The organism is Aggregicoccus sp. 17bor-14 (assembly GCF_009659535.1).
GTDB lineage: Bacteria > Myxococcota > Myxococcia > Myxococcales > Myxococcaceae > Aggregicoccus.
In genome coordinates, this window is sequence record NZ_VJZZ01000010.1 from 223099 (window position 1) to 236639 (window position 13541).

At 69.4% G+C, this 13541-nt stretch carries 8 protein-coding genes; 2 read left to right on the forward strand and 6 right to left on the reverse strand.

The window, feature by feature from the left end:
* Nucleotides 1–136: 136 nt before the first annotated feature.
* Nucleotides 137–1822, forward strand: coding sequence for a sulfatase-like hydrolase/transferase (locus FGE12_RS20005; RefSeq protein ID WP_153868120.1), 1686 nt, complete (start codon nucleotides 137–139; stop codon nucleotides 1820–1822).
* A gap of 6 nt (nucleotides 1823–1828) precedes the next feature.
* Here FGE12_RS20005 and FGE12_RS20010 read toward each other — a convergent pair whose 3' ends face one another.
* The 6 genes from FGE12_RS20010 to FGE12_RS20035 all read right to left on the reverse strand — a co-directional run bounded on the left by FGE12_RS20010 (nucleotide 1829) and on the right by FGE12_RS20035 (nucleotide 11359).
* Nucleotides 1829–4342: a glycogen/starch/alpha-glucan phosphorylase gene (locus FGE12_RS20010; protein WP_153868121.1), complete on the reverse strand. Its 2514-nt coding sequence runs from the start codon at nucleotides 4340–4342 to the stop codon at nucleotides 1829–1831.
* 227 nt (nucleotides 4343–4569) lie between these two features.
* Nucleotides 4570–5772, reverse strand: coding sequence for a M23 family metallopeptidase (locus FGE12_RS20015; protein WP_153868122.1), 1203 nt, complete (start codon nucleotides 5770–5772; stop codon nucleotides 4570–4572).
* A 236-nt stretch (nucleotides 5773–6008) separates the two neighbouring features.
* Nucleotides 6009–6632: a hypothetical protein gene (locus FGE12_RS20020; protein WP_153868123.1), complete on the reverse strand. Its 624-nt coding sequence runs from the start codon at nucleotides 6630–6632 to the stop codon at nucleotides 6009–6011.
* Nucleotides 6633–6678: 46 nt separating this feature from the next.
* Nucleotides 6679–8172 carry a SpoVR family protein gene (locus FGE12_RS20025; protein ID WP_153868124.1) on the reverse strand — a complete coding sequence of 498 codons (1494 nt, stop codon included), beginning with the start codon at nucleotides 8170–8172 and terminating at the stop codon, nucleotides 6679–6681.
* A gap of 5 nt (nucleotides 8173–8177) precedes the next feature.
* Entirely contained in the window at nucleotides 8178–9287 is a 1110-nt protein-coding gene (locus FGE12_RS20030) for a DUF444 family protein (RefSeq protein ID WP_194798092.1), read from the reverse strand.
* Nucleotides 9288–9292: 5 nt separating this feature from the next.
* On the reverse strand, nucleotides 9293–11359 hold the full coding sequence (locus FGE12_RS20035; RefSeq protein ID WP_153868125.1) for a PrkA family serine protein kinase: 2067 nt from the start codon (nucleotides 11357–11359) through the stop codon (nucleotides 9293–9295).
* Between the two features lie 499 nt (nucleotides 11360–11858).
* On the opposite strand from FGE12_RS20035, the gene FGE12_RS20040 reads away from it, so the two are divergent.
* A complete protein-coding gene (locus FGE12_RS20040; RefSeq protein ID WP_153868126.1) occupies nucleotides 11859–13454 on the forward strand; it encodes a glycosyltransferase family 39 protein in 1596 nt (531 codons plus the stop codon).
* The last annotated feature ends 87 nt before the right edge of the window (nucleotides 13455–13541 follow it).

The window sequence follows — 13541 nt, forward strand, 5'->3', positions numbered from 1 at the left end:
CCCTCTGGGAGAGGGTCGGGGTGAGGGTGCTGGGCGAAGCCGGGTCACTGTCGACGCCGGGCCGGGGTGGGGATAGCTCCGCCCCACCGTGCCCCGTTTGACGCCGCCTCGCCCCGCGGGTTACTGCCGCTCCCCCATGGAGCGGCCCCCGCGCGGCGACAGACGAATGGCGTACGCGGCGCTGCTCCTCTTCGCGCTGGCGCTCTGGCTCGGCCCGCTGCAGGAGCCTGCGCACGAGGCCAAGGCCTTCGCCACGGGGCTGTGCGTCAGCCTGGCGCTGCTCCTCGCCGCGCTCACCGGCCGCGCCGTCTTCGCGGTCGCCTTCACGTCGCTCCTGATGGGGGTGCTGGGGCTCGCCGCGTGGCTCAAGTACAGGTACCTCGCCCTGCCGCTGCTCGCGCCCGACCTGCGCTACCTCGCGGGGGCGGACCTGCTGCGCACGCTGGTGCACTACCCATCGCTGCTCACGCTGTGGCTCTCGCTGCTCCTGACGCTGCCATGGGTGCTCGCCGGCTTCTGGCGCCACGACCGAGGGCGCCCTTTCGGGCGCGCGCCGCTGCGCGCGGCCGTGGCGCTCCTGGGGATGCTCGGGCTGCAGCAAGCGCTCTCGCCCACGGGCCCGTTCGCCTCGGTGCACGCGAAGGACCCGTACGACCTGATGCAGGAGCGCAGCCCCTTCGCCAGCTTCGCCATCTCCTTCCGCGCGATGCAGCCGCGGCCGCCCTCCTACGCCCCGGACGCCGCAGGGGCCTTCACCTGGACGCAGCCTCCCGGGCAGCCCCCCGCGAGGCGACCCCTGCCCGACCTCGTCGTGGTGCTCGAGGAGAGCACCTTCGACCCGCGCACCCTGGGCTTCTGCTCGGAGCCCGTGTGCGAGCGGCGCATGTTCCAGCCCGACGCGCGCACCGTCTCCGAGGGCCTGCTCAACGTGCACACCTGGGGCGGCGGCACGTGGACGAGCGAGTTCACCTTCCTCACGGGCCTCGTGCACAGCTCGTTAGGTCCGGCGGGCATCTACGCGCCCTTCAACCTCGCCCCGCGCATCCGCTTCTCGCTGCCGCGCGCGCTCGAGGCGCAGGGCTACCGCACGGTCGCGGTGTACCCGACCCCGGCGAGCTACCTCAACGCGGCGCAGGCCTACGCGGCCTACGGCTTCGACGCCTCCTACGACGGGGAGGCAAGCGGGCTGAGCTGGACCTCCACGGACGCGGAGATCGTCCGCGCCTTCGCGCGCATCGCGGCGCAGGAGCGCGCGCATGGCGGTGGCCGGCCGCTGTTCCTCTACCTGCTCACCATCCGCCAGCACGGCCCGCACGGGGAGGCCCACGGCGACCGCCCACCTCCCTACGCGCACGCGCTCGAGCGCAGCCCGCTCGATGCGCGCCAGCAGCGCGCCCTCGCGGACTACCTCTCGCGGCTCGAGGACTCGGACCGAGCGCTCTCGGAGCTGGAGTCCGTGCTGGAGCGCAGCGGGAGGCCCACGCTGCTGCTGCACTTCGGCGACCACCAGCCCTCGTTCGGAGGCGCGCTGGAGGGGCTCTCACTGCCGCCGCACGAGGGCGTCCCGGACGCGCGCCGCGCGACCTACTACCACCTGCGCGCCCTGCACTGGCCGGTGCAGGGCCTGCGCTACCCGGCGCTGGACCTCGCGCTGCTCGGCGGCCTGCTGCTGGATGCCGCAGGGCTCGCCAAGGATCCCTTCTTCACGGCGAACGCCCTGCTGCGCGAGCGCTGCCAGGGGCAGTACCTCGCGTGCGAGGCACCGCGCCTGGTGGACTCCTACCACACCCGCGTCTTCGCGGAGCTCGGCGACCTGCAGTAGCCCTGGCTAGAGCACCGGGGTCCGCTTCAGGCGCCAGATCTCCTCCGCGTACTGCTGGATGGTGCGGTCGGAGGAGAAGCGGCCCGCGTGGGCCACGTTGAGGATGGCCTTCTTCGTCCAGGCGTCGGGGTCGCAGTAGGCGCGCGCCACCTCCTCCTGCTTCTGCGCGTAGGCGGCGAAGTCGGCGAGCACCAGGTAGCGGTCCTCCTCGAGCAGGCTGTCCACCAGCGGCTTGAAGAGGCCCTTGTCCTCGGGCGAGAAGAAGCCCTCGGCGATGAGGTCCAGCGCCTCCTTGAGGTCGGGGTTCTGCGCGTACACCTCGCGCGGGTTGTAGCCCGCGCGCTTCTTCGCGATCACCTCGTCCGCGGTGAGGCCGAAGAGGAAGAAGTTCTCGTCGCCCACGGCCTGGCGGATCTCCACGTTCGCGCCGTCCAGGGTGCCCAGGGTGAGCGCGCCGTTGAGCATCAGCTTCATGTTGCCGGTGCCGCTCGCCTCCATGCCCGCAGTGGAGATCTGCTCGCTCACGTCCGCCGCCGGGATGATGCGCTCGGCGAGGCTCACCCGGTAGTTGGGAAGGAACACCACCTGCACGCCGGTGCTCCCCGCGTCGCTGTTCACCACCTCGGCGATGCCGTTGATGAGGCGGATGGTGAGCTTGGCCAGGTGGTAGCCCGGGGCCGCCTTCGCGCCGAACATGAAGGCGCGCGGGTGCACGATGCTCGAGGGGTCTCTGCGCGCGCGCGCCCACAGCGTCACGATGTGCAGCGCGTTGAGCAGCTGGCGCTTGTACTCGTGCAGGCGCTTGATCTGCACGTCGAAGATGGCCTTCGGGTCCAGCACCACGCTGCTGATCTCCTGCACGTGCTGGGCGAGGTCCTGCTTGTTGAGCGCCTTCACCTCGCGGAACGCCTTGCGGAAGGCCGCGTCCTCGGCGAGCGGCGCGAGCTTCTCCAGCTGGTCCAGGTCCGTCACCCACCCGTCGCCGATGCGGCTGGAGATGAGGCGGCTGAGGCGCGGGTTGCACCACAGGAGCCAGCGCCGCGGCGTCACACCGTTGGTCTTGTTGTTGAAGCGCTCGGGGAACATCTGCGCGAAGTCGGTGAGCACGTCGCGCCGCAGCAGGTCGGTGTGAAGCGCCGCCACGCCGTTCACGCTGTGGCTGCCCACCACCGCCAGGTGGGCCATGCGGATCTTCTTCTCGGGGCCCTCCTCCACGAGGCTCATGCGCGCGAGCCGCTCGTTGTCGAAGGGGTACTTGATCTGCACCTGCCGCAGGAAGCGGTGGTTGATCTCGTACATGATCTCCAGGTGGCGCGGCAGCAGCTTCTCGAAGATGGACGCGGGCCACTTCTCCATCGCCTCGGCCAGCAGCGTGTGGTTCGTGTAGCCGAACACCTGCTGCGTGAGCCCCCAGGCCTCGTCCCACGCGAGCCGCTGCTCGTCCACCAGCACGCGCATCAGCTCCGCCACGCCGATGGCCGGGTGCGTGTCGTTGAGCTGGATGGCCACCTTCTTGGGGAACTCGCGGAAGCCGTCGTGCTTCTTGAGGTAGCGGCGCACGATGTCCGCGATGGAGCAGGCCACGAAGAAGTACTGCTGGCGCAGCCGCAGCTCCTTGCCCGCCTGGAAGTGATCGTTGGGGTAGAGGACCTTGGAGATGACCTCGCTCTCGTTCTTCTCCACCACCGAGCGCTCGTAGTCGCCCGCGTTGAAGAGCAGCAGGTCGAACTCCTCGGACGCGCGCGCCTGCCACAGCCGCAGCGTGTTCACGCTCTGCGTGCCGTAGCCCGCGATGGGTGTGTCATAGGGCACGCCGATCACCGTCTTGCCCCCCACCCAGCGCGCCACCGGCCGCCCGTCCGCGCCCGTGTGGTGCTCCACCCGGCCGTAGAAGCGCACCGGCACCGCCTTCTCCGGACGCACGATTTCCCAGGGGTTGCCGAACTTGAGCCACTCGTCCGCGCGCTCCACCTGGTAGCCGTTCACCAGGTCTTGCGTGAAGATGCCGAACTCGTAGCGGATGCCGTAGCCCACCGCCGGGTAGCCCAGCGTGGCGAGCGAGTCGAGGAAGCAGGCCGCGAGCCGCCCGAGGCCGCCGTTGCCCAGGCCCGCGTCCGGCTCCATCTCGATGAGCGCGGTCAGGTCCACGCCCACCTCGCGCATCGCCTCCTGCGCCGCCTCGTACATCCCCATGTTGATGAGGTTGTTGCCCAGTGCGCGCCCCAGCAGGTACTCGGCGGACAGGTAGTACGCGCGCTTCACGTCCTGCTCGTAGTAGCTCTTCGCCGTGCGCACCCAGCGCGCCGCGAGCCGGTCGCGCACCGCGAGCGACAGCGCCATGAAGCGGTCGTGCGCGGTCGCCGTCTCCGGGTTCTTCGCGCGGCTGTGGCGCACGTGGTCCAGGAAGGAGCGGCGCAGGCTGGCCGCGTCCGTGCCGGTGCGCAGCAGCAGGTCCTCGTCGGAGGGCGCGAGCGGGGCGGGCGCGAGCAGGGAGGCGTCGGAGCTCGGGAGGCGGGCCATGGGGAGCGGAGGTCCTTTCGAGTGGGGCGAGCGACCCAGAGGTGTACCGCGCCGCCCGCGCCTGCCTCTAGCGCGCCGTGGGAGCCTCTTCCGCCTCCGTTCAGCCCTGGTCGGAGGGCGGGCGGGCAGCAGGGCCCCCGCAAACGGCCGCGCCCCCGGCCAGCGCCCCGGTCCAGGGGGCGCTGCGGCGGGGGCGCGGGGGAATGCGGGAGGGAAGGGGAGGAGGCTTAAGGCTGACCGGTCACGGCCGGGCCCACCGGGGCCTGGGCCGCCACCGCCGCCACGTTCATCGAGTCCAGGCGGTCCGCGAGCGGGGCGATCTTCGCCTGGAAGTCCGCCACCAGGGTGCGCGGCAGGGGCTCGGCGCGGGGGAAGTTCTGGTTCAGCGGGTTCACGAAGGCGCCGTTGCGCTTGAGGGCGAAGTGCAGGTGCGGCCCCGTGCTGCGCCCGGTGTTGCCCGAGTACGCGATGACCTGCTTCTGGCTCACGCGCGAGCCCTGGTGCACGCCCGCCCCGTAGCGGCTCAGGTGCAGGTAGCAGGTCTCCATCGCGTTGACGTGGCGGATGCACACCGTGTTGCCGCCCGGGCCCGTGTTCTGCGCCCGCGTCACCACGCCGTCCGCCACCGCCCACACCGGCGTGCCGATGGCCGCGCCGTAGTCCACGCCGTTGTGCGCCTTCACGTACTGGAGCACCGGGTGGAAGCGGCTGCCGAAGCCGCTGGTCACGTGCGCGAACTTGAGCGGGCTCTTGAGGAAGGCCTTGCGCGCGCTCTGCCCGTCCTGCTGGTAGTAGCTCGCGATGCCGCCCGGCAGCTCGTAGCGGAACACCCGCTTCTTGCCCACCGTGCTGCCCGCGTAGTTGGCCGCGAGCACGTCGCCGTAGCGCACCACGCGCCCGCGGCTCACGAACTTCTCCACCAGCGCGCGCACCTGGTCGCCCTTCTGCACGTCGCGGTAGAAGTCGATGTCCCACGCGAACACGTCCGCGAGCACCATGCCGATGCTCGGGTCCTCGCCCGCCGCCACCGCCGCCTCGTACAGCGAGCTGGTCACGTCCAGCGTCACCAGCGACACCTGCTTCTCCACCTCGATGGCGCGCTTGCTGCCCACCAGCTTCTCGCCCTCGCGGCGCACCTGCCACTCGTCCAGGTCGCTCTGGCGGTAGTCCAGGAAGTCCAGCTCGCCGTCGCGCAGCACCAGGCGCACCTGGTCACCCGTGCGGCTCTTGCGGAAGTCGAACACGCCCTCGAGCGCGGCGATCACCGCCTCCACCTGCTCGTCCGGGAGCCCCGCGTCGTGCAGCGCCTGCTTCAGTGTCGAGCCCTGCTCGACGCGCCGGTTCTTCACCAGCGAGCGGGAGGGGGTGGCGGCCTGGGCGGGGAGGGCGGCGAGCAGCAGCGCCGCGAGGACGAGAGACAGATGACGCATGGACACCGGGGCAGGGCGGGGGGGAGAGCGCGAAGTGTAGAGGAGCTCGCGGCTGCGGCCCAACAGGTGGCCGACGAAAAATCTTTCCGGCTCGTCCGTCCGGTCGCTCCCTACATCCGGCGCAGGGCCGCGGCAGCGAGGTGCGGCGCAGTTTTCCAGCTCCACCGCGCCACGGTCCCCTCTCGCACTGCGAGACGGCCGGGGCGGGGGAAGGGCGCTGCGCCCTGCGGGCCCCGCTACTCGCCGCGCCGGCCCTTGAGGCGCTGGTACTCGGCCCAGTGCGCCTGGGCGCGGCCGAGCAGCTCGTGCACTTCCTGCTCCTCCTGGCCGGCCCCGCCGCCCGCGGCGCCGGGGGCCTCCGTGCCGGAGGAGGCCGCGGGGGCGGCGGAGACCGCGGGCGCCTGCGCCCGGTCCTTCGCCCCCGCGTCGTCCGCCGCCTGGGCGAGGTGCGCCGCGGCGGAGTGGGTGGACAGGCCGGGGTAGTCGGTCACGCCGCGCACGATGTGCACGGGGGTAGGTCGGGCCCCGGGGCCGCCCTGCACCTGGGCCTCGAGGTCCCCGCCGTAGCGCACCATCATCGCGCCCAGGGTGGCGAGGAAGAAGCTGCCGTCCGCGTCCTCGCGGATCTGGACCTCCCGCAGCGCCACCACCCCCTCGTCCGCCGGCTCCACGGGGGCGAAGCGCAGCAGGCAGCCCCCGCGCTCCTCCGCGAGCTCCAGCAGCTCTGCGCCGCCCGGGCCCGGGCTCCGGGTGAGCCGCAGCGCGAGCTCGGGGGCGAGCTCGCCGGGAAGGCGCTCCAGGGCGCGCCGCGGGACCTCCAGCCAGAAGGAGTGCACCTGCATCCGCTCGATCCGCGCCATGTGCGTCGCCGTCCTCCGCGTCGTGCGCTCCGCTCCGGGAGCGGCCCTACAGGTCGACCTTCTTCTCCGAGTGGTTCTGCCCGTCGAAGCGCAGCATCACGCCCTTGCCATCGTAGCGCGTCACCAGGCTCACCGGGCGGCGCCACAGGGACTGCAGGTTGCGGAGTGTCTCCCGGGCGTAGTCGCCCTTGAGGTCCTGCCCGTCGTGTTTGTGCGCGAGCAGCAGCTCACTGCGGTTCTCGTGGTTGCCGTCCACCACCTCGATGATCGGCTGGCCGAAGTTGGTCAGCCCCGCGAGCAGCTTGCTCTTCACCTTGCGGAACTCGCGGTCGAGGATCTCCCAGCTGTTGCGCTTGTCGTTGAAGCCGTAGACGAACAGCTTCTGCTCCATCGCGAACTCGGGGGTGAGGAAGGTGTCGATGAAGGTGATGTCGTTGTAGTGCTTGCGCACCTCGAACAGCTTCTCGCGCCCCGCGCCCAGCTTCTTGTCCCAGGAGCGGCGCGCGCGCAGGTCGTCGCACTCGTCCCACTCCTTGCCGAAGCGGCCCTTGTTCCAGCGCTCCTCGATGTCCCGGTACAGCTCGATGCCCAGCTTGTAGGGGTTCAGGCTGCCGGGGCGGGTGCCCATGGTGCCGGAGTGGTGGTCCGCGTAGTCGATGATCTCGTGGTCCTTGAGCGCCCGCGTGGTCATGATCGTGGAGTGCCAGTAGCTGGCCCAGCCCTCGTTCATGATCTTGGTCTGGCCCTGCGGCGCGAAGTAGTAGGCCTCGTCGCGCAGGATGGAGAGGATGTCCACCTCCCAGTCCTCGAGCGGCGCGTGCTCGAGCAGGAAGAGCAGCACGTCGCGCTGGGGGCGCTCGGGGAAGCGCTTTGCCCGCTGCTTCTCGTCCTCCACGCGCTTGCGCTGCTCGTCGAGGAACTCGGAGGGGTTGATGAAGCCGCGCATGTATTCGCGCCCCACCTTGAAGCCCTCCACCCGCTCGTTGCTCTTCGCCTCGTCCTCGGCCCGCTTGGGGTCGGGGTTGCGGCGGATGTGCGGCGCGTGCTGATCGATGAGGTTCTCGAGCGACAGCGTGCGGTCGATGAAGTCCTCGACCTTCTCCACGCCGATCTTGTCCACCCAGCGCCGCACGCGCGTGGCGTGGTTCGCCATGTCGTCGATCATCCGGCGGTTGGTGTGCCGGAAGCTGAAGTTGTTCTTGAAGAAGTCGCAGTGCCCGTAGACGTGGGCCATCACCAGCTTCTGGTCCACCTCGGCGTTGCTCTCCAGCAGGTACGCGTAGCAGGGGTCGTTGTTGATCACGAGCTCGTAGATCTTGCTGAGCCCGTACTCGTACCCCTTGGACAGCTGCTCGTACTCCATGCCCCAGCGCCAGTGCGGGTAGCGGTTGGGGAAGCCGCCGTAGGCGGCCACCATGTTCAGCTCGTCGTAGGTGAGCACCTCGAACACGGTCTCGAAGAAGTCGAGCCCGAAGGCGCGCGCGTAGCCCTCGATCTCGTCCTTCAGCGCGGACAGGCGCGGCGTGAGGCTCTTGGGCATGGGCTTCAGCGCCCCTTTCCGAGGAAGTCCTTGATGGAGGGGTAGATGGCGTCCTTGTCGCTGATCTCGCTCAGGGCCACGTTCTCGTGGTCCCCCACGCTCTCGCGCAGGTCCTTGATGAACTGCCCTGAGCCGTAGGGGCTCTCCACCTGGCCGTACGCGAACTGGTTCACGTGCGGGAGGATGTCGTCGCGCAGCATGTCGATGCACTGGCGCGTGTCGTCCGCGCTCCAGTTGTCGCCGTCGCTGAAGTGGAAGGGGTACACGTTCCACGCGCTCTTCGGGTAGTCCGCCTGGATGATCTCCCGGCACAGCTTGTAGGCGCTGGAGATCATCGTCCCGCCCGACTCGCGGGTGTGGAAGAAGGTCTCGCGGTCCACCTCGCGCGCCACCGCGTCGTGGATGACGTAGCGGCTCTCCAGCCCCTTGTACTGGTGGCGCAGCCAGGTATCGAGCCAGAAGCTCTCGATGCGAACGATCTCCTTCTGCTCGTCGCCCATCGAGCCGGAGACGTCCATCATGTAGATGATGACCGCGTTGGTGTCCGGCAGGTCCTGCAGCTTGTAGCTGCGGTAGCGCCGGTCCTCGCGCGTGGGCACGATGAGCGGCTTGCCCGGGTCGTAGGTGCCGCTCGCGATCTGCCGCTTCAGCGCCTGCTTGTAGGTGCGCTTGAAGTGGCGCAGCGACTCGGGGCCGGTGGTGTTGACGCCGGTGTACTTGATCTTCTGGGTGACGATCTTCTCGCTCTGCCGCCGCTCGATGCGCGGCAGCTGCAGCTCCTCGCCGAGGATCTGCGCGAGCTCGTCCAGCGTCACGTCCACTTCCAGCGAGTGCTCTCCCTCGCCCTGGCCCGCCTGCTTTCCCTCGCCGGGCTGCACGCTGCCGGGCCCCAGCTGCTGGCCCACCTCGCCGTCGCCCTGCCCGACGCCGCCCTGCTCCTTGTGGCCGTACTTGAAGTGGGGGATGTCGATGAAGGGCAGGGGGATGCTGATGAAGTCCTTGCCCTTCTTCCCCAGCATCTCGCCCTTCTGCACGTACTTGCGCAGGTTGGCTTTGATCTTCCCTCGGACGATCTGCTTGAAGCGCGAGTGGTCCTGGTGGATTTTGAGGGACACGGCGCCTACTCCTTCGCGTCACCCCGGGCGAAGATGCTCGCCACGAAGTTGAGCACGTCCGTGGAGCAGATCTCGCAGTAGCCGTAGTTCTTCATCATCCGGTCCTTCACCAGATCGATCTTCTCCTGGGTCTCCTTGTCCACCACGCTGGACACGAGGTTCTTGAGCTTGATGCTGTCCTTCTGGTCCTCGAAGAGCTTGAGCTCCAGCGCCTTGTGCAGCCGCTCGTTGGTCCGGTAGTTGAAGCTGCGCCCGTCCACCGCCAGCGCGCCGATGTAGTTCATGATCTCGCGGCGGAAGTCGTCCTTGCGGCTGTCCGGGATGTCGATCTTCTCCTCGATGGCGCGCATGAGCCGCTCGTCCGGCTCCTCGTAGAGGCCGGTGTACTTGTTGCGCACCTTCTCCTTCTGCGTGTACGCCTTGATGTTGTCGATGTAGTTGCCGCACAGCTTGCCGATCGCGTCCTCGTCGGCGCTGATGGCGCGCTGGACCTCGTTCTTCACGATGTCCTCGTACTCGCGCTTCACGCTGGTGAGCAGCTCCTTCATGTTCTTGCGCGCATCCTCGCTGTTGATCAGCGAGTGGCCCTTGAGCCCCGCCTCCAGCTCGTTGAGCACCATGAAGGGGTTGATGCAGCCCTCGCCCTTGTCGCTCACCAGGGCGTTGGAGATCTTGTCCTGGATGTAGCGCGGGCTGATGCCCTCGAGGCCCTCACGGGAGCTCTCCTTGCGCAGCTCCTTGATGTTGTCCTCGGTGAAGTTGGGCAGCGTCTTGCCGTTGTAGAGCTTGAGCTTCTGCAGGAGCGAGAGGTTGTGCTTCTTGGGCTCCTCGAGCCGCGTGAGCACTGCCCACATCGCCGCCATCTCCAGCGTGTGCGGCGCGATGTGCTTGCCCTTGATCGCGCGGGAGTTGAAGTCCTTCTCGTAGATCTTCACCTCTTCGGAGAGCTTGGTGATGTACGGCACGTCGATCTTCACCGTGCGGTCGCGCAAGGCCTCCATGAACTCGTTGTTCTCGAGCTTCTTGTACTCGGGCTCGTTGGTGTGCCCGAGGATGACCTCGTCGATGTCCGTCTGCGGGAACTTCTTGGGCTTGATCTTGTGCTCCTGGGAGGCGCCCAGCAGGTCGTAGAGGAAGGCCACGTCCAGCTTCAGCACCTCCACGAACTCGATGATCCCGCGGTTGGCGATGTTGAACTCGCCGTCGAAGTTGAAGGCGCGCGGGTCGGAGTCCGAGCCGTACTCGGCGATCTTGCGGTAGTTGATGTCGCCGGTGAGCTCGGTGGAGTCCTGGTTCTTCTCGTCCTTGGGCTGGAAGGTCCCGATGCCCACGCGGTCCTTCTCGCTGAAGACGAGCCGGTTCACGCGCACGTGCTCCATCACCTTGGCGAAGTCGCCCGCGTACTGCGTCATCAGGTCCTTGAAGACGAAGCGGCAGGCGGGGCACAGCTCGCTGCCCTGCGGGATGGTGTAGCCGGCCTCCGGCGGCGCGAGCTCTGCGAACACCTTCGCGCGCCACTCGCGCGGGATGAGGTTGAGCGGCTCCTCGTTCATCGGGCACTTCATCCGCTCGCGGGTGTTCGTGCCATCCGCGGCCTTCTTGTCCAGCATCCAGCTGAAGGTGTACGAGGCGCCCTCGGGCGTCTTCGAGTACTCCTCGATGCCCTTCTTGAGCAGGCGCGCGATGGTGCTCTTGGACGAGCCCACGGGCCCGTGCAGCAGGATGACGCGCTTCTCGGTGCCGTAGCCCTGGGCGGCGCTCTTGAAGACGTTCACCAGCTTCATCAGCGGCACGTCCAGGCCGAAGATGGCGTCGCGGCCGCCGAAGCGCTCATCGGAGAAGAAGTGGTAGCGGATCAGCTTCTTCTTGTTGTCGATGTACTCGCTCTTCCCGTGGCTGAGGATCATGTCGTAGATCCTCTGGAACGCGGTGCGGGTGACCTTGGGGTTTCGGCGCACGAGCTCGAGGTACTCCTCGAACGAGCCCTCCCAGTTGAGCTCGGCGTACGTCTTCACGTCCTGGAGCGCGGCGATCTTGGCGACCCACGAACCCTGCTGCGAAGCGTCCTTCATGTCTCTCCCTCGGCCAACCCGGGAGCCCGCGCCGGCCGCGCGCGCGCCTGGGAGGTGAATGCGTGAACCTGGGGTGACGGGCAGCGATTCCAGCCCGTCCGGGCTCCCGCGCGTACGGCTGCGCGGGCCCAGGCACGACGACTGCGTTCGCTGTCCTCTCGGGTCCCCGCCGCGGAGTCGGACCGCGTGCGCGTGTCGGTGGTCGCGCCGCCGGTGCGGCGCCCTGCCTCCACGGGGTGAGAGAGCACGGCTCTGAGTATATGGAGCCCCCTGCCCTTAGGGGTAACGGGCCCCCGTTCTCCCGGCCATTGGTGAACGCGCCGGACGCACGCTCGCCAGGAACTGGACGGTGCGCGACGGGGCGCGTGTACGCCCGTCCAACACACGGCCCCCGGCACGGCGGGGCCACCGCCCGCGCGCTGCGCGCCCGCCTGCCTGCCCTGCCGGCAGACCCGCTCCCTTTCCTTTGGGAGCCAGGTGGGATAGCTCCTCGCGCGCCATGTCGTCTGTCGCCCCCTCTGCCGCCGCCCCCTCCCAGACCCCTCCGCTCGGCGCGCTCACGCCGGCGCCGGCCGCCGTGGCCGCGCCCGAGCCCGCCCGGCTGCTGCTGTGGCTGCTCGCCGCGGCGCTGCTGCCGCGCCTGGGGCTCTTCTTCTTCAACGAGAACCTCTACGGGGACGCGGTGGTGCGCACCGAGCTGGCAGAGCGCTGGCTCGGCCATCCGCACTGGATCCGCGGCTACGGGGACGGCACCTTCCAGTTCGGCCCGCTGCACGTGTACCTGGGCGCGCTGTTCCTGAAGCTGCTGCCCTACCGCGAGCACGCAGGAAGGCTGATGAGCCTGGTGTTCGGCACGCTCAGCGTGGTGCCGCTCTACGCGCTCACCCGCCGGCTCTTCGGCTGGAAGGCGGCCGCGTGGGCCTGCCTCGCGCTCGCGGCGTGGGGCATGCACCTGCAGATGTCCACCACGGCGGCGAGCGAGGCGCTCGCGCTCTTCCTCATGCTGGGCGTCTTCGCGCTCTACGCCGAGGCCCTCGACGAGAACCGCTTCGCGCCCCTGTTCTGGAGCGCGGTGCTGCTCAACTTCGCGTGCGCCACGCGCTACGACGCCTGGATGTACATGCCGCTGCTCACGGGGTTGCTGCTGTTCAGCCCCGGGGACGTGGTGGCGCGGGTGACGCGCGCGGTGGGCTTCGGCCTGGTGTGCCTGCCCTTCCCGCTGGTGTGGATGCAGGGCAACGAGCTGATGCACGGCGACCCCTTCTTCCCCATCCACGACATCGAGAAGTTCCACGCGGCGTGGGTGGCGGACGGGGTGGGGCGCTACGGGCACCTGCTGTACCGGCTGCAGAACCTCGGCTTCTGGCCGGCCATGGCGCTGTTCACGCTCACCCCGGGCGTGGCGCTGCTGGGCGCGCTCGGCATGCGGCGGGCGTGGAAGACCGAGCGCGAGACGCGCTGGCTCATCCTCTCGGCGCTGCTGCCCGCGGCGTTCTACGCCTTCAAGGGCGCGGTGCTGCTGAACTTCGTCCCGCTGGGGCGCTTCACGGTGACGCAGTTGGTGGTGCTCCTGCCCTTCGTGTGGCTCGGCTACGAGACCTCCGTCGCCGGGCGCAGCGCGGGGGCGCGGCGTGCGGTGGGGGTGGCCACGGTGCTGCTCGCGGTCGCCATGCCGCTCGCGCTCGGGCTCTACACCTTCCGGCGCGACGGCGGCCTCGCGGACACGATGCGGCCGGTGAGCCCCGTCACCACCAACCCGGTCCCCATCATGGAGGCGGCGCGCTACCTCAAGGCCGAGGCGGCCGCGAAGGGGAAGGGCGCCATCCTCGACGACGAGCCGCAGCTCTACATGGACCTGCAGCTCGCCTTCTTCAGCGGCCTGCCGGAGCTGCGCATGGCGCGCTACCGCTGGGACACCTTCCGCCAGCGCCTCGCGGACGCGGACCCCGCGGTGCTGGTGCGCTTCGACAACGGCAACCTGGCGAAGGACCCGGGCGTGAAGCTCGAGGGCCGCACGCTCAGCGTGGACGGCCTGCGCTTCGAGGAGGTGGACGGCTTCCACGCCCCGGTGCACGTGTACCACCGGGCGCCGTAGCGCCCCCCGCGCGAGCATGAAGCAGCGAAGGGCCGCGACGGCAGACGTCGCGGCCCTTCTCGTCTCGGCAGGGCCCGTGGGGAGAGG